Genomic DNA, 21131 nt, shown 5'->3' with positions numbered 1-21131 from the left:
CTTGGAGCTTCCGCAGCGTCACCGTATTGCGCAGGCGGTCCGTTTGAACCGGTGCGAGCTGAGGCCCATGACGCCCCCTGAATCGAGGAAGATGGCGTCATGGAAAACGCGCCGAAAGTGTTTTGCAGCCACCGCAATGTGGACAAGCCTGCCGTGGAGGACTTCGCCCGGCGTCTGCGCGAGCGCGGCATCGACGCCTGGCTCGACAAGTGGGAAATTCGACCCGGCGACGACTTCGTTCAGCGCATCAACGAAGGCCTGACCGACTACGACGTCGGCTTGGTCTTTTTTTCCAGCGAGCCCTGGCCTGGCAAGTGGTTCGATGCCGAGGTCAGCACGCTCACGTTGTTTCAGGTCGAAGAAGGCCGCCGCCTGATCCCGGTAATGGTGGACGCCCAGGCTCCGCTGCCACCGCTGTTGAAGCGGTATGCGCGCCGCAGCGTTGACGACTTTGACCAGATCGTCGACGCTATCCGGGGCCACGACCGCAAGCCGCCGCTCGGGCCGATTGCCGCGCAACCGATGCGCTCGCAGTTCACGCTGCGTCTGGCCCGCAATACGGGGGGAGGGGTCGACATCGACGCGGTGCGCAACGGTGACAACGTGGCCCGACAGGAGGGCGCGGTCATCAACCCCGCGCTGCTCCAGTTGTTCGAAGAATTCGTGCGGGGGCATCTCAAGGACACGCCGCGCGACGCCGTGCAGCAACCGACCCCGCTGCGCGCCCACGACCTTGCGACGCTGGGTGATCAACTTGGCCGCGCGCTCTGCCCTGGCGACGTAGGCGTCGCGCTCCGCCAAGCCTTGCAGGCCGTCAACACAAGCTGCACGCTCGACCTGTGCTTCGAGTCGGAAGACGCTGCCCTTCTCGCGCTGCCCTTCGAGGCCTTGCGCATCGACGGCCGCCCACCTGCCCTGGTGCCAGGCGTGAGCGTGCGCCGGCGCGTGGCCGGCGCGCCAGCGGGTGCCGGTGCGGCGGTGCCATCGCCGCTGAAGATCCTCGTCGCAGTCGGCGCGTCTGACGAGGGCAAGACCGAGAATTCGGTGCTGGACCTGGAGCACGAACTGCAAAGCATCCTGGACGCGGTGGAACCCCGAGCCCACCAGGGCAATGCCGAAGTGCGGTTCCTGGAAATCGGGCACCCGCAGCAGATCCGCAAGGCCTTGCAGCAGGATGCCTACCACGTGCTGCACCTGTCGGGGCACGGCGGTCCGGGCAGCATCGAGATGGAAGACGAAGACGGGGCACCGGTCAACGTCAGCGCGCGCGAGATCGCGCAGGCCCTGCAGACCGCGCACCGCAATGTTCCGCTGGTGTTCCTCTCTAGCTGCTTTGGGGCCACGCCCGGCGCCGAGGCAGGCGCCATGGCCACGGAACTGGTGCGTGCCGGCGTGCCTTTCGTGGTGGCGATGCAGGCTGGCGTGACGGACCGCTATGCCTCCGCCCTGGCGCATGCGTTTTACGCCGCGCTGGCCGAGCGCGAACACCCGGAGCCGGCCCAGGCGCTGGCCACGGCGCGCCAGACGCTGGAGCAGGCCCGTCAGAAGGCCTTGCAGGGCGGCGCTTCCATCCACGAGAACCAGGCGGAGTGCGCCACCGCCACTCTTTATTGCGCAGCTGACGACACGCCGCTGGTGGATTTCGCCGCGCCGCGCGAGCCGCTGTCCGTCCCGCCCGTGCACCAGGCCGTGGGCCCCATGCCCAACCTGCAAGTGGGCGACCTCGTCGGCCGCCGCCGCGAGCTGCGCGAAGTGCTGCGCGTGTTGCGCGATCACCCCGCCAGCGTGGCCGCGCGGGGCCGGCTGAGCGGCGTGGTGCTCACCGGCATCGGTGGCGTGGGAAAGAGTTCGGTGGCCGGCCGCGCCATGGCCCGGTTGCAGGAAGAGCGTTGGGCCGTGGCTGCAATATCGGGCCGCCTGGCGCTGGGACCGTTGTGTGCCTCCGTCGCCGTGGCGCTTCACCAGCATGCCAACCCCTCGCTGGCCAAGGCCGGGCGGCGACTGGGCGACAGCAACCTCGACGACCAGAGCCGCCTCGGCCTGCTGTGTGCCCTGCTGCAGCAGACCCCCTTGCTGTTGGTGCTGGACAACTTCGAAGACAACCTCGCACCCGGCGGCCAGACGTACATCGACGACGCTGTGCGCGATCTGCTGGGCCTTCTCGCCGCACGTGCGCAGCATGGCCGCCTGCTCATCACCTGCCGCTACCCGCTGCCGGGTCTGGAGGACGAGTTTTTCCACCAGCCCGTGCCCCCGCTCTCCCCCGCCGAAGTGCGCAAGCTGCTGTGGCGGCTGGAGTCGCTCAAAGGCCTGGATCGCACAGAGGTGAGCGAGGTGATGCGCCACGTGGGCGGCCATCCGCGCATGCTGGAGTTCCTGGACGGGTTGCTGCGCCACGGCGCGGCTCGCCTGCCTGACGTCAAGCGCCGCCTGCGCGAAGCGGCGCGCGCCGTCGGCGTCGACCTGAAATGCGCGTCGACCGACCTGGGCGAAGCGCTGCGCAACACAGCCTTGCTGGGCGCGCGCACCGTGTTCCTCGACGAATTGCTCACCCTGGCCCGCGCCCAGGGCGACGAAGAGGCACTGCGCCAGTTGGCCGTATCGGCACTGCCCATGAGCGCTGCCGATCTGGCCCACGCGCTGGGCGGCGCTCCGGCCCAGCAACCACGGGTCCACGCCATGGTCGTGCGCCTGGAACGCTTGGTGAGCCTGTCGCTGGCCACGCCCCTGTCCAAAGGCCATTGGGTCCATCGCTGGACGGGCGAGGCGCTGGCGCAGATGGCTCCGGCGCATGAGCAACGCGAACGCTGCCGCCGTGCTGGCGAGTTCCGGCTGGTGCGCGGGGGTGGGCAAGGGATCGAGTACGACGACATCTGCGAGGCAACCTACAACTTGCTGGACGCGGCCGAGTTCGATCGCGCCTGCGGGCTCGCCTTGCAGATCGCAAACTTTCATATCGAGCGTCAGCAAACCATTGCCGCGGTTGCGCTGGCCTCCGAGGTGCTACTGCGCTTGCCGAACACGGCCGAGGACTGGGCTTCGTTGGCCGACATCGAGGCCCAGGGCAGCCTGCAGTTGGGCCTGACGGACCGTGCACTCGCGCGAACACGCGAAATCGCCGAAACGTTTGAGTTCAGGGTAAAGCAAGCGCCCGGGCGGGCAGACTGCCAGCACGACCTTTCGGTGTCATACACCAAGCTGGGTGATCTGATGAGGGCTCTGGGCAAGGGCGAGCAGGCGCGCGAGTTCTTCGAGAAGTCGCTGGCCATTAGCAAGCGGCTGGCCGAGGCTGAGCCTGGGCAGGCGGACTACCAGCGCCTCCTTTCGATGTCGTTCGAGAGGCTGGGTGCCCTGATGATGGCCCTGGGCCAGGGCGAGCAGGCGCGCGCGTTCTTCGAGCAGGCGCTGGCCATCAGCAAGCGGCTGGTCGAGGCTGAGCCCGGACGGACGGACTACCAGCGCGATCTGTCGGTGTCGTTCGAGAGGCTGGGCGATCTGATGATGGCCCTGGGCCAGGGCGAGCAGGCGCGTGAGTTCTTCGAGAGGTCGCTGGCCATCAGAAAGCGGCTGGCCGAGGCCGAGCCCCGGCGGGCGGACTACCAGCACGACCTTTCGGTGTCGTTCGAGAGGCTGGGCTACCTGATGAGAGCCTTGGGCCAGGGCGAGCAGGCGCGCGAGTTCGTCGAGAGGTCGCTGGCCATCAGAAAGCGACTGGCCGAGGCCGAGCCCGGTCGCGCGGACTACCAGCGAGACCTTTCTGTGTCGTACAACAAGTTGGGGGATCTGATGACGACCGTGGGGGAGGGGGAGCAGGCGCGCGAGTTCTTCGAGCAATCGCTGGCGATCAGCAATGGGCTGGCCGAGGCCGACCCAGGGCGGGCGGACTACCAGCACGACCTTTCCGTGTCGTTTGAGAAGCTGGGCGATCTGATGACGGCCCTGGGCCATGGCGAGCAGGCGCGAGAGTTGTTCGAGAAGTCGCTCGCCATCAGAAGGCGGCTGACCGAAGGTGAGCCCGGGCGGGCGGACTACCAGCACGACCTTTCCGTGTCGTTCGAGAAGCTGGGTGACTTGATGACGGTCCTGGGCCAGGGCGAGCAGGCGCGCGAGTTGTTCGAGAAGTCGCTGGCCATCCGTGAGCGGCTGGCCGAGGCCGAGCCCCGACGGGCGGACTACCAGAACGACCTTTCGGTGTCGTACAACAAGCTGGGCGATCTGATTACGGCCCTGAGCCAAGGAGAGCAGGCGCGCGAATTTTTCGAAAAGTCGCTGGCCATCAAAAAGCTGCTGGCCGAGGCCGAGCCCGGGCGGGCAGACTATCAACGCGGCCTTTCGGTGTCGTTCGAGAGGCTGGGCGATCTGATGAGGGCCTTGGGTCAGGGGGAGGTTGCGCGTGAGTTTTTCGAGAAGTCGCTGGCCATCAGAAAGCGGCTGGCCGCGTCCGAGCCCGGCCGGGCTGACTACCAGCGTGACCTCTGCCTGTCTCTTGCACGTTGCGCCCAGTCTCAGGGGGCAAAAGGTGTGGCATTGGCTGCCGAGGCTGCCGCTTTGGGTCGCCAGTTGCAGGACTCAGGTCGACTATCGCCTGCTGACGCCGGGTTGATCGGTGCTCTCGACAGTTTGGTCGGCACACTCAAGAACAGCTGAGCAGTCCGTGGCGCCAAAGGCTTCGCTCTTATCGTGATTTCCAGTTCTTCCCGGCGAAGTGTCGAAGCCGAAGCGCGGCCACTATCTTCGCGGAGCCTTCAATGCGCTGACGGCCACAGCTGGCTCGGTGGAACTTGCAGGCAAGGCCAGCGCCTTGGAGATTGACACCAGCGCCACAGCCAGCCTTCCTGAGCTTTCTGCGTACTCGCGTTGGGCCTGCAGCAAGGTGCGCTGTGCATCGAGTTGCACGAGAAAGTCAGTCAGCCCGTGTTCGTAGCGCACGCTGGCAAGCTGGTACGAATCGCGACTGCTGCGCTCCTTCAAGGCGAGCTGGATGTTGCGCTGGCGCTCGGCGGTGTAGGCGCTCAGCGCATCGTCGATCTCGTGCCAGGCTTTGAGGATGGTCTGCTGGTACGCGACGGCCGCCTCCTGCTCCTGCAGCTTGCGCAGCGTCACCGTTGCGCGCCGACGGCCGCCGTCGAAGATGGGAAGTTGCAGGCTTGGCCCGATCGACCATTGCCGGCTGCCCCAGTCGGTGAAGGTGCTCGCGTCCACTGAGTTGAGTCCGAGGCTGGCGCCGATGGTGATGCGCGGATAGAGGTCCGCGACTGCGACACCGATGCTGGCGGTCGCGGCGTGCAACTGGGCCTCGGCGCGCTGGATGTCAGGGCGGCGCAGCGCCACATCCGAAGGCAGGCCCAACGACAGGTCTGGCAGCGGCGGGGCAGGGCGAGCCGTGTCGGGCCGCGTCGCAAGCTCGGCTTGCAAGGCGCCGGGGCGCTCGCCGACCAGCAGCGTGACCTGGTTGATCTCCAGCGCTTCCTGCGACATCAGTTGCGGCAGGCGCGCGCGGGTGTCGGCGAGTTGCGCGTCCTGGCGCGTCACGTCGAGGTCGGTGGTGAGGCCGCCGTCTGCGCGCGCCGAAACGAGCTTGCGTGTCTCTTCGCCAGCGGCGACATCCGCGCGCGCGATGCGCAACTGGTTCTGCACCGAGCGCAACTGGAAGTAGTGGCGCGCCACCTCGGCCTGCACGCTGAGCTGCGCTTGCGCCAGCATCGCCTTCGATGCGGTCTCGTCGGCCGTGGACGCCTCGATCGAGCGGCGCACGCGGCCCCAGAAGTCCAGCTCCCACGAGGCATCGAAGCCGGCCTGGAACATGTCGTGCGGGTCGCTCAGCACCTTGACCAGTTCCTCGACGGAGCCCGGATTGATCGCGCTGATGATGCGGCGGAAGTCGCCGTTCTCGCTTTCGCGAACACGCTGCACGCTGCCGCTGCCGTTCACTTGCGGCCATTGCTGTGATCGCGTTGCATCGCCCTGCACGCGGCTTTGGGCGAAGCGCAGCGCTGCGGTCTTCAGGTCGTTGTTGGCGGCCATGGCCCTGGCTTGCAGCGCGTCGAGCGTGGGGTCGGCAAAGACGCTCCAGCCGAAGGGTGCCGCCGCGGGCACCGAGGCGCGCTGCGGTGCAGGGGCAAGCTCGGCGCTGCCACCATGCCACGCCGAGAAATCGGCAGGCGCATCGACCGCCGCGGCCTTGTAGTCCGGCCCCACGGCTGCGCATCCAGTGATGAGTACAAGCGCTGCCATGGTCACGGCGCGCAAGAGAGGAATGGATGGATTCACGACGGGTCTCCTTGCATCACACCAGGCGATGACGAAACAGCCAGGCTGCGAGCGGCAGCGTGATGACGGCAATGATGAAAAGCGGAATCAGGTTGGTCCACACCGTGGCCATGCCGACGCCTTCGAGGTAAACGCGCTGCACCAGGTCGATCGCAAAGCGCAGCGGGTTGGCCATGGTGGCGACCTGCAGCGCGTCGGGCATGTTGCTCACCGGCGTGGTGAGGCCCGACAGCAGCATCATGGGCATGATCAGCACGAAGGTGTAGAGCATGGCCTGCTGCATGTTGGCCGACACCGCCGAGATCGACAGGCCGATGCCCACGCTGGCCACGGTGAAGAAGGCCAGGCCCGCGTACAGCGTGAAGAGCGAGCCGGCCATCGGTATGCGAAACCACAGCGCCGTCACCAGCAGCACCAGCGTCGACTGCAGCAGCCCGATCAGGATGGGTGGAATGGCCTTGCCGATCATGATCTCGGTGGGCGACAGCGGCGTCACCAGCAACTGGTCGAAGGTGCCTTGCTCCCGTTCGCGCGCCACTGACAGCGCGGTGAGCAGCAGCGTCTGGATCATGCTGAGCGCGGCGATCATGCCGGGCATGAAGTTCCAGCGCGTCGTGAGGTTGGGGTTGTACCAGGCGCGCGTCTCGATGCTGACGGGCGGCGGGCCGGCGCCGTGCCGCTCGCGCCATTCGGCATTGAAGGCATTGACGACCTGCGACACATAGCCCACGGCGGAGCCGGCCGTGTTGGAGTTGCGCGCGTCGACGATGAGCTGGATCGACGCGTTCTCGCCGGCTTGCAACTGTTGCTCGAAGCGCGGGCCGATGCCGACCACCAGCAGCACCTTGCCGGCATTGACGGGCTCGGCAATCTCGGCCTGCGTGCGCAGCGTCATCGTGCGATGGAACACGCCCGTGCCGTCGAGCTTGGCGATCAGCGCAGTGGACGCGCCGCTGTGGTTCTGGTCGAGCAGCGCATAGTCGATGCGGTTCAGGTCGTAGGTGGCCGCATAGCCGAACAGCAGGCTCTGCATGATCGAGGGCACGATGAGGATCACGCGCGTGGCGGGGTCCTTGAGGATGGCCAGCAGTTCCTTGCGGCACAGGTTCGCGACGCGCAGGATGAAGTCGATGAAAGAGGAGGGCATGGTGGGCTCTCAGTCGAGGCGTTTGCGCGTGACGAGGCGCGCGACAGTCAGCAGGCCCACGGCATAGACGAGCAGGATGGCGCAGTTGCGCGCCACCATCGGCCAGATGTTGCCCGCGAGGAAGAGCGAGCGGATCAGCTCCATGTAGTAGGTCGCGGGCAGCGCCTGCCCCACGATGCGCACGACGGTGGGCACGTTGCGCAGGTCGAACAGGAAGCCCGACAGCATCAGCGAAGGCAGGAAGCTGGAGATGAGCGCAACCTGGCTCGCAAGGAACTGGTTGCGCGTGACCGACGAGATGACCAGGCCCACCGCCACCGCCACGATCAGGTACAGCATCGAGCTGAACACGAGCACGACGAGCGAGCCGACCATCGGCACGTGGAAGAGGAACTTCGACGCGAGCAGGCACAGCGCCAGCCCCAGCATGCCGATGCCGAAGTACGGAATGATCTTGGCCAGCAGGATCTCCACCGGCCGCACGGGCGTGACGAACAAGGCCTCCAGGGTGCCGCGCTCCCATTCGCGCGCCATCACGAGCGCCGTGAGAAAGGCACCGACCAGCGTCATGATGAGCACGATGAGCCCTGGCACGAGGTACCAGGTGCTGGTGTTGGCGCTGTTGAACCACAGCCGTTCGTCGATGGTGACGGCGCCGATGCCCGATGCGTTGGGCGCGCCCGCGCTGACGCCATCGAGATCGCCCTGTCGTACGGCGTTCTGCGCCAGCGCGGCCGTCGCGTAGCGCAGGATGATCGAGGCCTTGGCGGCGTCCGCGCCGTTCACCACCACCTGAATGCGTGCGCGACCTTCGCCGAGGCGACTCGCGAAGTCGCTCGGCACGCGCACGATACCGTCCACCTTGTGCGCGCCCAGCAAGGACTCCGCCTCTTTCATGGAGCCGAGCACCACGGGCGAGAGGTACGGCGTGAGCTGCAGGCCCGACACCGCCTGCAAGGCGGTCGGCGAGCTGTCTTCCATAACCACCGCCAGCGGCGCGTTCTTGACGTCGAGCGACAGGCCGAAGCCGAAGATCAGGATCAGGAGGATCGGCAGCAGGATGCCGATGGCCAGGCTGCTCGGATCGCGCAACAGTTGCCGCGTTTCCTTGCGGGTGAGGGCGACGAGGCGCGAGCCGCTGCGCCAGCCGGGCGATTGCGCTTGCGTCGTCGTGCTCATGCCGTCGCCTCCTGCGGTGCGCGCGCTTTGTGGCGTGTCTCCTCGCGCGCCTGCTCGACGATACCGATGAACGCGTCTTCCATGTTGGCGGCCTGCGTCCCTGCGCGCGAGCGCACTTCCTCCGGCGTGCCGATGGCCAGCAGCTTGCCGGCATCCTGGATCACGATGCGGTCGCAGTACTCCGCCTCCTCCATGAAGTGCGTGGTGATGATGATGGTGACGCCCGCTGCCGCGAGCGCAGTGATGCGCCGCCAGAATTCGCGGCGCGCCATCGGATCGGTGCCGCTGGTGGGTTCGTCGAGGAAGAGGATCTCCGGCTCGTGCAGCAGGCTGGTCGCCATGGCCAGGCGTTGCTTGAAGCCGCCGGGCAACTGGCCGCTGGTCGCGTCTTCCTGTCCCGCCAGTTCGAACTCCTGCAAGACGGCGCGCATGCGCTCGGCCAGCCGCTTGCCGCGCAGGCCGTAGGCGCCGCCGAAGAAGCTGAGGTTCTCGGCCACGGTGAGATTGCCGTAGAGCGCAAACTTCTGCGACACGTAGCCGATCTTCGCGCGCGCCTGCGCCCGGGCGTGGCGCAGGTTGACGCCTGCCACCTGCAGGAAGCCGCTGCTGGCGGGCAACAGGCCGCAGAGCATGCGGAAGGTGGTGGTCTTGCCTGCCCCGTTGGGACCGAGCAGGCCGAAGATCTCGCCACGGCGCACGTCGAAGCTGGTGCTGGCGACGGCGACGAAGTCGTCGAACTTGCGCACCAGGTCCTTCACCTCGATGACGACCTCCTGCTTGTCGGCTGCGGGGAGGGAAGCGACCGGCGTTGCCGTGGAATTCCTCGAGGCTTGTGCGTTGGCCTGCTGCGTGCGCAGCAGCACCATGAAGCCGTCTTCCAGCCGTGCCGGCACCGGCGCGACCTTTGCGCCATCGAGCAAGGATTCGACGGCCGCTGCGTCAACGTTCGGCCGGCGGATGAAGCGCACCTCGCCGCCCTCAGGGACGGCATCGATCACCGCCTCGGGCGCATCGAGCAATCGCGCTTGCAGGGTGCGCGCGTGGGTGCCTGCCTTCGGCTTGGCAACAAAGCACAGGTCTTTCGCGTTGTCGCGGATCTGCGCGGGCGTACCTTCGGCCACCAGCCTGGATTCGCGCATCACGAAGACCTGCGCACAACGCTCGGCCTCGTCGAGGTACGCGGTGCTCACGATCACGCTCAGGTGCTCTGCATCGACCAACTGCTGCACGATCTCCCACAGCTCGCGACGCGACAGGGGGTCGACGCCGACAGTTGGTTCGTCGAGCAGCAGCAACTCCGGCGAACGCACCAGCGTGCAGGCCAAGCCGAGCTTCTGCTTCATGCCGCCGGAGAGCTTGCCGGCCAGGCGCGACGTGAAGCGCGCAAGGTCGGTCATCTCCAGCAGGCGTGCATAGCGCTCGCGCCGAACCGCGTGAGACACGCCGTGCAGGTCGGAATAGAGGTCGAGGTTTTCCTGCACGCTCAGGTCTTCGTACAGGCCGAAGCGTTGCGGCATGTAGCTGATGCGGTCCTGCACCGCTTGCGGGTCCTTCGCGACATCGATGCCCAGCACCTGCAGCGTGCCGCTGTCGGGCCGCAGCAGGCCGGCGGCCAGGCGCAGCAGCGTGGTCTTGCCAGAGCCATCGGGGCCGACCAGCGCGGTGAGCGAGCCGGTCGGCACGGTGATCGACAGGTCGTCGAGCGCGACGACGGGCGCACGGCCCTTCACGTCGAACTGCCGGTGCACATGGGTCGCGATGAGCGCCGAGGCGCTGTCCGAGCTCACGGCTTGGCCCCGGCATTGGCGGCGGCCGGGACCGTGTCGGCGCGTTGCGCCAGTGCGATGCGCACCGTTGCCGGCATGCCCAGCCGCAGCCTGTCCGCCGAATCGTCGGCCAGCACGCGCACTTCGTAGACGAGGCTGGTGCGCAGCTCCTCCGTCTGCACGGTCTTGGGCGTGAACTCGGCGACCGATGAGATGTAGCCGACCTTGCCGTTGAGCGTCTCGTCCGGATGGCTGTCGGTGGCGATCATCGCCGCCATGCCCGGCTTGATACGGCCCAGATCGGTCTCCGTCACATAGGCGCGCACCCATTTCGGATCGGTGATGGCCAGCGTGAAGACCGGCCGCTGCGGCGAGGCCATGTCGCCCGGTTCCATCAGGCGTGCGCGCACCACCGCGTCGATCGGCGCCTTGAGTTCGGCTTGCGAGAGCTGATGGTTCAACAACGCGAGCGCGGCATTGGACACGTCAAGCTGTGCCTGCGCCTGTGCGATGTCTTCCTTGCGCGGACCGGAGACGACCAGTTGCTGCCCCTTGCGTGCGCTGTCAAGCTGGGCTTGCGCGACCTTGACGCGGGCTTGCGCGCTGTCGAGGTCCTGCTGGCTCACCGCGCGGCCGGCGGTGGTCTGGCGGATGGATTGCAGGCGCTCCAGTTGCTGGCGCGCCAGCGCCGCATCGGCCGCTGCCGCGTCGCCTTGCGCACGCGATTGCGCGATCTCCTCGGGCCGGCTGCCCGACTGCAGCCGTCCAAGCGCCTGCTGCTGCACGCGGATCTGCGCCTGGGCCTGCGCGATGCGAAGTTGCAGGCTGCGCGTGTCCAGCGTGGCCAGCACCTGGCCGGCCTTGACGCGGTCGCCTTCCTGCACCTGGACCTTGTCGATGCGCTCGGCCTGGTCGAAGGCGAGCGACACCTGGCGCAGGTCCACGTTGCCGTAGAGCACCAGCGTGCTGGTGTCTACCGGCTGGCGGTTGGTGTACCACCAGGCGCCTGCGGCTACGGCGAGAAGCAGGACGACGCCGGCGATGAGGGGTTTCTTGTTCATGCTGGTCCCGAGGGATGGACTTGAAAGCATCCATGCGTTGAAGTAGACTGGATTCTGATTGAATGTGAATTCAAATTCAAGTCAAAATTTGTTTCCCCCGATACCGACAGGGACAGTCCCATGAAGCCGACTTCACGCCAAGCCACTGCGGTCCGCGCCGCGGCCGCCGCCGCATCTCCTGCCGCAACTGCAACGACCCGGGCCACCCGTGCACACGGGCAAGCCACCCGCCAGCACCTGCTGGAGATTGCGGGCCAGGTATTTGCCGAGCGCGGCTTTGCGGACGGCACGACTAAAGCCATCGCCGAGCGCGCGGGCACACCGATGGCTTCGATCAACTACCACTTCGGCAGTCGCGACGCGCTGTACGAGGCCGTGCTGGTCGAGGCCCATGGACAGCTCGTGGACATCGAACAGTTGCGGGCGCTGACGCAGCAGTTCGATGATCCGCGCGACAGCCTGCGAGCGCTGCTCACTCACATCGTGGGATTGGCGACTTCGCCCGCACAACCGTGGGGAGTACGTGTGATGCTGCGGGAGATCATGTCCCCGTCAGCGCTGGTGCCGGCGCTGGTGCAAAAGGCCGTGCTGCCCAAGGCGCAGCTTGTGCTGGGCTTGCTCGCACGCATCCTGCAATTGCCGCCCGGGCATCCCGCGGTGCAGCGGGCCGCGGTCATGGCCGTCCTCCCGGGGCTCGTGATGCTGATCGCGCCGCGGCAGATCATCGGCAAGGTGCTGCCCGCCGTGACCAGCGATCCGCAGGCGCTGGTCGATGACCTGTGCCGCTATGTGCTCGCGGGGCTCGATGCCATCGCGCTGGCGCATGCACCTGCAACGCCGGGCACCGAGCGCAAGGCGGTGGCCAGGAAGCGTTGAGAGGCCACGACTTGCGGTGTAGCGCCCGGCGACCTCAACCGAGCACCGCGCCGCCCCAATGCAGCCATGCGGCCACGAACGCAGCGAGGAATACCGTCTCGCTGACCATCAGCGCGATGGGCATCCATCCCACCGTTGCAAGGTCCTTCAATCGGGTCTTCATGCCGATCGCGGCGATCGCGGACACGAGGCACCATTGCGAAAGGTCCACGCCCGCTTGCGTCGCGGCCTTGGGCACCCAGCCCGTGCTGTTGATAGCGACCAGCAGCGCGAAAGCCACCGCGAACAAGGGCAACAGCGGCGGACGCTTGCCTTCGACGGCGCTCCCTGGATGGCTTCGCGCCAGGACGCCCGCGAACGCGATCACCGGCAGCAGCATCGCGACACGCAGCAGCTTCACGAAGGTGGCGGCGTCGCCCGTGACGCTGGACATGCCATAGCCGGCACCGACGACCTGGGCCACGTCATGGATCGTGCCGCCGAGGAAGATGCCGGCCTGAACCGGGTCGAGGCCCAGCGCGCGCACGATCATCGGATAGACGATCATCGCCAGCGTCGACAGCGCGCTGACGCTGATCACCGTGAACAGCGTTGCGCGTTCCCGCATGGCATGGTTCGGCAGGGCCGCGGAAAGCGCCATGGCCGCCGAGGCGCCACATATCGCGACCGAGCCGCCCGTGAGCAAGCCGAAAAAGCTTCGGTACCCCATCAGCCTGGCGAGTCCGATGCCCAGGCCAATGGTGAGCGCCACGGACGACACCACCATCAGCACCGGCTGCCAGCCCATCGCGGCGATCTGGCCCGTGGTGATGCGCAATCCCAGCAGCGCCACGCCCATGCGCAGCACCTGGCGCGCCGTCCACTCGATGCCTGCGGCGCAGACGCCGTCCGCGGACAGGTAGTTCATGGCCATGCCGAGCAGCAGCGCGAAGAGCATGACAGGCGCGCCGTAGTGTTGCGACAGGAAGGTGGCGGCCGCGGCCACCACGGCACTGGCGAGGACGCCAGGGAACAGCTGGCGGCCGAGCGCGGGCCAGCAAGACAGGGTCAATGCAGTCATGGCGGATGTGGGCCGGCGGCGATCAGAAGGCGTGCCGGATGCCGAGGTCGTAGCCGGTGGAGGACTGCGGCGTCGGCGTCGAGCCGTTGATCGGCTTCGTGAAGAAGGCGGGACCGCCCACTGTCAGGTCGGCGCCGTTCTTGTTGCTGATGCGGGCCACCGTCGCATAGAGCGCCGTGCGTGCGGACAGGTTGTGCACGTAGCCGAGGGCGAACTTCTCGGACTTCGGATCTCCGGACAGGCCAGGGACACCCTGATTCGGCACTGCGACATTGCTGTACTTCACCTGGGTGTAGACGGCGCGGATCAGACCGGGGCCGACCGGCACATGGACGCCCACGAGCGCGCCGTTGGCACCGGGTGGCGTGATGCTGATAGGGTTGGCCGAGGAGTCGATCCTGAGCTTGTTGTGCGAGTACTCGGCCATCAGCTTGGCAAAGCCGAAGTCGTAGGAGGCGCCCAGGTTCCAGATGTCGAGGGAGGTGGTCGTTCCCTGCAGGTACTGAGCTCCGATGGTGCTTCGTGCAGTCGCCAGCGCAACGTCCAGACCACCATTGGCATAGCCGAAGCGCCCACCGACGTAGCGCCCCGCGCGCTGGCTGTTGGCCACGTTGGGCGTCAACGTGCCCGGGTCGTACTTGACGGCCTCGTTGAAGGCATACATGACCTGGCCATAGAAGCCGCCCAGCCCCGGCGGCAGGAAGTAGCCGATCGAGTTGGGCGCGCGGATGTAGTTGGGGTTGGCCTGGAATCCGCTGGCGGCCTGGCCCGGCGTGTTGAAGCCGCTCGCGGTGGCGATCAGGTTGATGCCGACGCCGTTGGAGGTGAACGGATCGAATACCGCGTCGTTCCAGAACGTGGGCGTGTAGTCCCTGCCAAGGCGGATCTCGCCCAGGGCCCCGGACAGGCTGACCGTCGAACGACGGTTGAAGGCCATCGCCCCGGACGAGAAGCCCGCGCCGGTGTCGTTGAGCACCCCGGCCTCCAGCCAGAAGCTGGCCGCCAGACCGCCACCGAGATCCTCCGTGCCACGAAAGCCCAGCCGACTGCCGCTGTAGCCGGAACTGTTCTGCGCCGTGCTGCTGGTCGTGATGCGCACGCCGAGGGGTGTCTCGGACCTTTGCGAGTAGCGGCTGACCGTGGCGTCGACGACGCCGAACACCGTGAGCGACGACTGGGCCCAGGCGCCGCCGGCAACGAAGAGGGCGGCGAAGGCCACGGGAAGGCGTCGTGCCTCGTCGAATGCGGAAGTGTTGGCCATGGAGTCGTCCTTGCAGCGTTGTGGGAACGCCGGACTCTAGGGATCGCAGACGCGATCAGCTTGACCGTGGACGACACGGACTTTTCATTTCATGCCTGCTCTCTCCAGCGGGGCAGAAACTTTCGGCGAGTCACCGGCCCTTGCGCAGCGCCCCACGCTGCGCGCGGCTCTGCTTGGCGCTGCAACCGTATTGGGTCTGGTACCAACGCGAGAGCGCGCTCGGCGCAGAGAAGCCGAGCAACATGGCAACCTCGGTCAACGGACGATCGCTCTCGATGACATGCCGCTGGGCGAGTTCCTTGCGGATCTCGTTGACCATGGACGAGAAGGTCTCTCCCTGTTCGTCCAGGCGGCGCTGGATCGTGCGGCTCACCAAACCCAGATGGTCTGCCACCTGTTCTATCGTGCAACGCCCGCTCGGCATCAGCAGCAGGATGGCGCGCCGCACGTCCTTGCGCATCGTTTCGCCGTGCAGCCTGGCCGAGGTGTCCAGCAACTGCTGCGCGTAGCGCGCCATCGCCGGATCGGCCGAAGGGTTGCGGGCATCGAGATCGGACTTCGTGCAGACGATGCAGTGGAAGGGGTAGCCGAACTCGACGCGCGGGCCGAACAGGCGGTGATGCGTGCTCGTGTCGCGCGGCGCCGGGTGCTCGAAGCACACGCGTCGCGGCTGCCACTGCTCGCCAAGGAACTGGCGCATCAATCGCACCATCACGCCGAGTGCCAACTCGATCCTCTGGCGCGTGAACTGCTTCGCGTTGCCGGCCATCACGTCCTCGCGGATCACGACCACGCCGGCCGACTCTTCGATCATGAGCGACAGCGAACCGTTGAGCAGCGTTTGATAGCGAACCAGCACATCCAGCGAATCGCGCAAGGTGGGCTGGTCGCGGATCAACATGCCGACTGCGCCGAGGTTGGAGAGCAGGCGCGATTCCGCCATGCAGAGGCCGAAGCTTTCATTGCCCGACTTCGCAGCAGAAGCCTGCAGGAGTTCGCCGACGCGTTCGACCGGGATCATGAGGTCCGCATCCTGCAGCACAGCCTGATGGAGGCCCGCCTCGGCGAGCATGCGCACCGGGTCCAGTCCACCGGCCCGGGCGACCTCGCTGTAGTTGGTGAGGCAGGCAGACCGGACAAGCAAGGACATCGCGACATACCGAAGGGGAAGTGACGCAAAAGGATAAGTGCGTGTCGTGGAATGTCAAGCGGGGCCAGGCCGGCGTCACGACACTTCGATGCATCCACTGCCCCTCTGCATCCAGGAGACAAACCATGATTCAAAGCCTCGCCGCGGCACCCGCCGTGGTCCGCGCGACCTCGCTGGGCAACTCGATCCATGTCGAGCCGCTCACTTGCACGATCGGCGCCGAGCTCAGCAACGTCAACCTCGCAGCAGCGGCAGAGGACGAGTCCCTGGTGGCGGAGATCCGTGTGCTGCTGCTGAAGCACCGCGTCGTGTTCTTCCGCGACCAGGACATCACGCGGGGACAACACGTCGCATTCGCGCGCCACTTCGGCGAACTGGAAGACCACCCCGTGGTGGGCAGCCATCCCGACCATCCCGGGCTGGTCCAGATCTACAAGACCCCTGCGAGCCCGCCGGAGCGCCACGAGAATTCCTGGCACACCGATGCGACATGGCGCGACAAGCCGCCGATGGGCTGCGTGCTGCGATGCATCGAATGTCCACCCGTCGGCGGCGACACGATGTGGGTGAACATGGTCGAGGCCTATCGCCAGTTGCCCGAGGACATCAAGGCGAAGATCGCCCCCCTCCATGCGCGCCATGGCATCGAGCAGAGCTTCGGCGCGGCGATGCCGATCGAGAAGCGCCATGCGCTGAAGGCGCAGTACCCGGATGCCGAGCACCCGGTCGTTCGCACCCATCCGGAAACCGGCGAGAAGGTGTTGTTCGTCAACGGCAGCTTCACGACGCACTTCACCGATTTCAATACGCCGGCCAATGTGCGCTGCGGCCTGGACAAGTCGCCGGGCGCCAGCCACTTGCTCAACTACCTCGTCAGCCAGGCCTGCATCCCCGAATACCAGGTCCGCTTCCGCTGGAAGGAGAACAGCGTGGCGTTCTGGGACAACCGGTCGACCCAGCACTATGCGGTGATGGACTACCCGCCGTGCGATCGAAAGATGGAGCGCACGGCCATTGTTGGTGACGCGCCGTATTGAACGGGCACTGTTCAAAGGAGATAGCACATGGCAACAGTCATCAAGTTCCACGAAACAGGCGGGCCCGAGGTCCTTCGCTCCGAGCAGGTCGGCGTCGGCAAACCGGGCCCGGGAGAGGTTCGCGTCCGCCATGTGGCGGTGGGCCTGAATTTCGCCGACACCTACTTCCGCGGCGGCACCTACGCGGTCCCGCTTCCCAGCGGCATCGGCAACGAGGGGGCCGGCGTGATCGAGGCCGTCGGCGCTGGCGTGACCCACCTGGCGGTCGGAGATCGCGTGACCTACACCGGATTCATCAACACGCTCGGCGCCTACAGCACCGAACGGCTGATCGATGCCGCATTGCTGATCAAGCTGCCGGAGGCGATCAGTTGCGAGGCCGCTGCCGCGATGACCATGCGGGGCTTGTCCGCCGGGTACCTGGTGCGCCGGATCTACCCGTTCAAGGCGGGCGATGCGGTGCTGCTGCATGCCGCCGCAGGCGGCGTCGGACTGATCGTTTCGCAGTGGGCGAAGCTGCTCGGGCTGACCGTGATCGGCACCGTGTCGACCGATGCCAAGGCAGAAACGGCGCGTGCCCACGGCTGCGATCACACGATCAACTACAGCCGCGAGGATGTCGCCAGCCGCGTGCGCGAACTGACGAACGGGGTCGGCGTCTCGGTGGTCTTCGACAGCGTGGGCAAGGCCACCTTCATGGCCTCGCTGGACTCGCTCAAGCGTCGCGGCCTGATGGTCTGCGTGGGCACCGCGTCCGGCAAGATCCCGCCCTTCGATCCGCAGATCCTGGCCCGCAAGGGGTCGCTGTACCTGACCCGGCCCGGCCTGGCCGACTACATCGCCGATCCGATCGAGAAGGCGGAACTGGTCGATGAACTGTTCGGGCATGTGGCTGCCGGCCGCATCCGCATCGAGATCAACCAGCGCTATGCCCTGGAGGATGCGGTCCAGGCGCATCGGGACCTGGAGGCTCGCAAGACCACCGGCTCCTCCATCTTCGTCATTTGAGAGGAACGACCATGGTTCCAATCTTCTTGAAGCTGCAACGCCTCGCGATCATTGCGCTTTGCGGGTTCGCGGCGGTCTCGCCTTCGCTGGCACAGCAGTGGCCCGACAAGCCCATCCGCCTGATCGTCCCCGCCCCTGCCGGCGGCATCTCCGATGCGGTGGCCCGGCTGCTTGCCGAGCAATTGCGCGTGAACCTGGGGCAGACCGTGCTGGTGGACAACAAGCCCGGCGGCTCGGCCGTGGTGGCCGAGCGGGCGCTGATGAGCGCCCCTGCCGACGGGTACACCTGGATGGTGGGGCCGTCGAGCGTCCTGACCGACATACCGTTGACTGTCAAGACGCCGTACGACGTCCTCAAGACCTTCACCTATGTCGCCGAAGCCAGCAGCATGGTCCATGTGCTGGTGGCCAACGCAAGCTTTCCGCCCAGCAATGTCAATCAAGTGCTGGACTATGCCAAGCGCAATCCCAAGTCGGTCAGCGTCGCGAACCTCAGCGTCGGCACGCGCTCCAACCTGCTCGGCGAGATGCTCCGGGAAAGGAGCGGGAACGACATGCTCGTCGTTCCCTACAAGGGCTCCGCACCCGCGATGGTGGACCTGATGGGAAACCAGGTGCAGCTGACCTTCGAGGTGGTGAGCAACGTCGTCCCGTTCGTCAAGGGCGGCAAGCTGAAGGCACTGGCGGTCGCATCGTCGACGCGCTCGCAGCATCTTCCCAACGTGCCGAGCTTTGGTGAACTGGGCTTGTCGGACTTCGTGCTTCCTCATGCCAGCGTCGGCGTCTTTGTGCTGAGCAGTACACCCAAGGCGGTCGTGGATCGGATCCAGGGCGAGATGTCCAAGGTCGTGCGCTCGGACAAATACCGTGCTGCGCTGGTTGCACAAGGCATGGACTTTCCGCAAGAGGCTTCGCTGGACCAGCTTCGCCAGACCTTGGCCCTGACCTCGACCCACAACCAGGAAATCATCAAGCGGCTGCAACTCAAGATCAGTCCTGAATGAGCTCGGCCTTTCCATCCTCACGTTTCAACTCGGAGAACCACCACCATGAACTTCCTTGACGGGCACCTCTATCCCGAGAACCAGCAACCGCTGATCATCACGGCCGCGCCCTATGCACCGGGCTGGATTCCCTCGGACTTCCCGGAAGACATTCCGATCACCATGGAGGAGCAGATCCAGAAGGCGGTGGATTGCTACGAAGCTGGCGCCACCGTATTGCATCTGCACGTGCGCGAAGCCGATGGAAGAGGCAGCAAGCGCTTGTCCATGTTCAACGAACTGATCGCCGGGGTGCGTGCCCGGGTGCCGGAGATGGTGATACAGGTCGGCGGCTCCATCAGCTTCGCGCCTGAAGGCGAAGGCCAAGCCGCGAAGTGGCTGAGCGATGACACCCGTCACATGCTCGCCGAGCTCGACCCGAAGCCCGACCAGGTGACGGTGACCGTCAACACGACGCAGATGAACGTGACGGAGCATGCGGGCCTGGACGACTTCAGGGGCGTTTCCCGCGGCTTCCCGCACCTGCATGCAACCTACAAGGACATGGTCGTGCCCGCGAATCCGAGCTGGGTCGAGGAACACATCCGCCGGCTGACGGCCGCCGGAATCCAGAGCGAGTTCCAGTGCTACAACATCAACAGCTTCGAAACGATCGAGCGGATGATCCGCCGCGGCGTCTACAAGGGCCCCCTGGTGATGAACTGGGTGGCGATCAGCGGCGGCATGGACCAGGCGAACATCTACAACCTGGCCAACTTCCTGCGCGCTGCGCCGGACGGCGCGGTGATCACCGTGGAGAGCTCGGTGCTCAACGTGCTGCCCGTGAACATGATCGGCATGGCCCTTGGCTTGCATGTGCGCTGCGGCATCGAGGATGTGCTGTGGAACCAGACCCGCACCGGCAAGATGAGTTCGGTCGAGCAGATCAGGCAGCTGGTGCGCATCGCTGGCGAGTTCGGTCGACCGATCGCGACAGCCCAGCAGGCACGGGAGATCATGAAGATCGGGGTCTTCTACGACACGGCGGACGAGACGCTCCAGGCCAATGGCTTCGCACCGAATCGCAACGGTGCCAACCAGGGATTCCTGCGCAAGGCGGCCTGAGGCTGGACCAGCCTCTACGGCGCGGCAGCTGCGCGGCTGCGGAGCTGGGCAATGGAAGTCGCGCCTGTCAGTGCCATGGCGCAATCGAATTCCCGTGCAAGGATCTGGAGCGCGTGACGCGCTCCGGCTTCACCGCCTGCGGCGAGGCCGTAGAGCGTCGGGCGACCCAACTGCACCGCGTCGGCGCCAAGCGCGATGGCTTTGGCGATGTCGGCGCCATGGCGAAAGCCGCTGTCGATGAGCACCGTCATGCGTCCCGCGACGGCTTCCACCACTGCGGGAAGCGCCTCGATCGTCGAACCTGTCCCGTCCAACTGGCGCCCACCGTGGTTCGAGACGACGACGCCGTCCAAGCCTGCCTCCCATGCCATCCGGGCGTGCTCGCCCGAGGCAACGCCCTTGAGCACCAACTTGCCGGGCCAGACGCTGCGGAGCCATTCCAGGTCGCGCCATGTGAAGGCATCGTTGATCTGGTGTTGCATGACCTCGGAGATGGTGGCGCCCTTGGGCACCTCGCCGACGACTTCCGCGAACAGTCGAAGGGTGGGAGAACCTTCGCGCAGCATCTGCCATGCCCAGCCGGGTCGTCGGGCGGTATCGACCAGCTTCCGCATCGACCAGTGGAACGGGAGCGTGAAGCCGTTGCGGATGTCCCGGTTGCGCCTGCTGACCACGCCCGTGTCGCCGGTGAGTTGCAGGACGTTGAACCCGGCGGCATGGACTCGTTCCAGCAGCGCCTGCGCCAGTCCGCGGTCACGCAGCATGTACAGCTGGAACCATCGCAGCGGGCCGGCCGCCTCGACCAATGGCGAGAGACCTACCGTCGCTGCCGTGCTCATGACGAAAGGGATGCCCTCTGCCTTTGCCGCACGCGCCAGGCAAAGGTCTCCCTGCGCCCAGTACGCACCGTTCATGCCGGTCGGGCCGATCACCATCGGCAGTGCAACGCGCTCGCCGAACAGGCTGGTGTCGACGCTTCGCCTGGACAGGTCGACAAGAATCTCCTGCTTCAAGTGGAAGGCGTCGAAGGCGCTTCGATTGCGGCGCGCGGTGGCTTCGGATCCTGACGCACCGTCGATTTAGTCGAACACCATGCGCGGCAGCTTGCGCGACGCGATGCGGCGCAGGTCTTCAATGCTGGCGGCACGGGCGAGTGCTTGAGCGTGGGTCATGATGGGAGAAATGCCAAAAGGAGTTCGGGCGCCGCG

Annotated in this window: 15 protein-coding genes; 6 read left to right on the top strand and 9 right to left on the bottom strand. The window is 66.4% G+C overall.

Annotation, left to right across the window (positions count from 1 at the left end):
* Positions 1 to 99 precede the first annotated feature (99 nt).
* Positions 100 to 4647, top strand: coding sequence for a tetratricopeptide repeat protein (locus tag WKW82_RS05615; RefSeq protein ID WP_340341261.1), 4548 nt, complete (start codon positions 100 to 102; stop codon positions 4645 to 4647).
* An 81-nt stretch (positions 4648 to 4728) separates the two neighbouring features.
* Here WKW82_RS05615 and WKW82_RS05610 read toward each other — a convergent pair whose 3' ends face one another.
* Genes WKW82_RS05610 through WKW82_RS05590 form a run of 5 tightly spaced genes read right to left on the bottom strand, consistent with a single transcriptional unit; the run spans position 4729 to position 11423 of the window.
* On the bottom strand, positions 4729 to 6270 hold the full coding sequence (locus tag WKW82_RS05610) for an efflux transporter outer membrane subunit (RefSeq protein ID WP_340341260.1): 1542 nt from the start codon (positions 6268 to 6270) through the stop codon (positions 4729 to 4731).
* Positions 6271 to 6286: 16 nt separating this feature from the next.
* On the bottom strand, positions 6287 to 7417 hold the full coding sequence (locus WKW82_RS05605) for an ABC transporter permease (protein ID WP_340341259.1): 1131 nt from the start codon (positions 7415 to 7417) through the stop codon (positions 6287 to 6289).
* Positions 7418 to 7426: 9 nt separating this feature from the next.
* A complete protein-coding gene (locus WKW82_RS05600; RefSeq protein ID WP_340341258.1) occupies positions 7427 to 8596 on the bottom strand; it encodes an ABC transporter permease in 1170 nt (389 codons plus the stop codon).
* Positions 8593 to 10356 (bottom strand): ATP-binding cassette domain-containing protein, encoded by a 1764-nt coding sequence (locus WKW82_RS05595; RefSeq protein WP_422823427.1) that lies wholly within the window; start codon positions 10354 to 10356, stop codon positions 8593 to 8595. Before WKW82_RS05595 ends, WKW82_RS05600 begins: the two co-directional genes overlap by 4 nt.
* Before the next feature lie 23 nt (positions 10357 to 10379).
* Entirely contained in the window at positions 10380 to 11423 is a 1044-nt protein-coding gene (locus tag WKW82_RS05590; RefSeq protein ID WP_340341257.1) for an HlyD family secretion protein, read from the bottom strand.
* A gap of 120 nt (positions 11424 to 11543) precedes the next feature.
* Here WKW82_RS05590 and WKW82_RS05585 point away from each other — a divergent pair, with 120 nt between their 5' ends.
* Positions 11544 to 12299 (top strand): TetR/AcrR family transcriptional regulator, encoded by a 756-nt coding sequence (locus tag WKW82_RS05585; RefSeq protein WP_340341256.1) that lies wholly within the window; start codon positions 11544 to 11546, stop codon positions 12297 to 12299.
* Between the two features lie 34 nt (positions 12300 to 12333).
* On the opposite strand, the gene WKW82_RS05580 is transcribed toward WKW82_RS05585, so the two are convergent.
* The 3 genes from WKW82_RS05580 to WKW82_RS05570 form a co-directional block, all read right to left on the bottom strand.
* A complete protein-coding gene (locus WKW82_RS05580; protein ID WP_340341255.1) occupies positions 12334 to 13359 on the bottom strand; it encodes a YeiH family protein in 1026 nt (341 codons plus the stop codon).
* 22 nt (positions 13360 to 13381) lie between these two features.
* On the bottom strand, positions 13382 to 14620 hold the full coding sequence (locus WKW82_RS05575) for a porin (protein WP_340341254.1): 1239 nt from the start codon (positions 14618 to 14620) through the stop codon (positions 13382 to 13384).
* Positions 14621 to 14750: 130 nt separating this feature from the next.
* Complete coding sequence (locus tag WKW82_RS05570) at positions 14751 to 15770, bottom strand: AraC family transcriptional regulator (protein WP_340341253.1); 1020 nt, start codon at positions 15768 to 15770, stop codon at positions 14751 to 14753.
* Between the two features lie 185 nt (positions 15771 to 15955).
* On the opposite strand from WKW82_RS05570, the gene WKW82_RS05565 reads away from it, so the two are divergent.
* From WKW82_RS05565 to WKW82_RS05550, 4 genes are read left to right on the top strand one after another with little or no spacing between them, the layout of a single operon-like run.
* Positions 15956 to 16807 carry a TauD/TfdA dioxygenase family protein gene (locus tag WKW82_RS05565; protein WP_340341468.1) on the top strand — a complete coding sequence of 284 codons (852 nt, stop codon included), beginning with the start codon at positions 15956 to 15958 and terminating at the stop codon, positions 16805 to 16807.
* A gap of 27 nt (positions 16808 to 16834) precedes the next feature.
* Positions 16835 to 17815, top strand: a complete 981-nt coding sequence (locus WKW82_RS05560; RefSeq protein ID WP_340341252.1) for a quinone oxidoreductase family protein — start codon at positions 16835 to 16837, stop codon at positions 17813 to 17815.
* An 11-nt stretch (positions 17816 to 17826) separates the two neighbouring features.
* Complete coding sequence (locus WKW82_RS05555; RefSeq protein WP_340341251.1) at positions 17827 to 18819, top strand: Bug family tripartite tricarboxylate transporter substrate binding protein; 993 nt, start codon at positions 17827 to 17829, stop codon at positions 18817 to 18819.
* A 45-nt stretch (positions 18820 to 18864) separates the two neighbouring features.
* Positions 18865 to 19923 (top strand): beta-keto acid cleavage family enzyme, encoded by a 1059-nt coding sequence (locus tag WKW82_RS05550; protein WP_340341250.1) that lies wholly within the window; start codon positions 18865 to 18867, stop codon positions 19921 to 19923.
* 14 nt (positions 19924 to 19937) lie between these two features.
* Here WKW82_RS05550 and WKW82_RS05545 read toward each other — a convergent pair whose 3' ends face one another.
* Positions 19938 to 21002 (bottom strand): alpha-hydroxy acid oxidase, encoded by a 1065-nt coding sequence (locus WKW82_RS05545; protein ID WP_340341467.1) that lies wholly within the window; start codon positions 21000 to 21002, stop codon positions 19938 to 19940.
* Positions 21003 to 21131 lie beyond the last annotated feature (129 nt).

The organism is Variovorax rhizosphaerae, assembly GCF_037889975.1.
GTDB classification, from domain to species: Bacteria; Pseudomonadota; Gammaproteobacteria; order Burkholderiales; family Burkholderiaceae_C; genus Variovorax; species Variovorax rhizosphaerae.
Note: the sequence above shows the minus strand (reverse complement) of the source record. Positions and strands in the feature narration are given on the sequence as shown.

What these genes read in the sequence shown, in the direction of transcription:
- WKW82_RS05555 (WP_340341251.1), top strand. Translation starts at nt 17,827, where the DNA reads ATGGTTCCAATCTTCTTGAAGCTGCAACGCCTCGCGATCATTGCGCTT.
- WKW82_RS05605 (WP_340341259.1), bottom strand. Translation starts at nt 7,417, where the DNA reads ATGCCCTCCTCTTTCATCGACTTCATCCTGCGCGTCGCGAACCTGTGC.
- WKW82_RS05560 (WP_340341252.1), top strand. Translation starts at nt 16,835, where the DNA reads ATGGCAACAGTCATCAAGTTCCACGAAACAGGCGGGCCCGAGGTCCTT.
- WKW82_RS05570 (WP_340341253.1), bottom strand. Translation starts at nt 15,770, where the DNA reads ATGTCCTTGCTTGTCCGGTCTGCCTGCCTCACCAACTACAGCGAGGTC.
- WKW82_RS05590 (WP_340341257.1), bottom strand. Translation starts at nt 11,423, where the DNA reads ATGAACAAGAAACCCCTCATCGCCGGCGTCGTCCTGCTTCTCGCCGTA.
- WKW82_RS05600 (WP_340341258.1), bottom strand. Translation starts at nt 8,596, where the DNA reads ATGAGCACGACGACGCAAGCGCAATCGCCCGGCTGGCGCAGCGGCTCG.
- WKW82_RS05585 (WP_340341256.1), top strand. Translation starts at nt 11,544, where the DNA reads ATGAAGCCGACTTCACGCCAAGCCACTGCGGTCCGCGCCGCGGCCGCC.
- WKW82_RS05580 (WP_340341255.1), bottom strand. Translation starts at nt 13,359, where the DNA reads ATGACTGCATTGACCCTGTCTTGCTGGCCCGCGCTCGGCCGCCAGCTG.
- WKW82_RS05550 (WP_340341250.1), top strand. Translation starts at nt 18,865, where the DNA reads ATGAACTTCCTTGACGGGCACCTCTATCCCGAGAACCAGCAACCGCTG.
- WKW82_RS05575 (WP_340341254.1), bottom strand. Translation starts at nt 14,620, where the DNA reads ATGGCCAACACTTCCGCATTCGACGAGGCACGACGCCTTCCCGTGGCC.
- WKW82_RS05615 (WP_340341261.1), top strand. Translation starts at nt 100, where the DNA reads ATGGAAAACGCGCCGAAAGTGTTTTGCAGCCACCGCAATGTGGACAAG.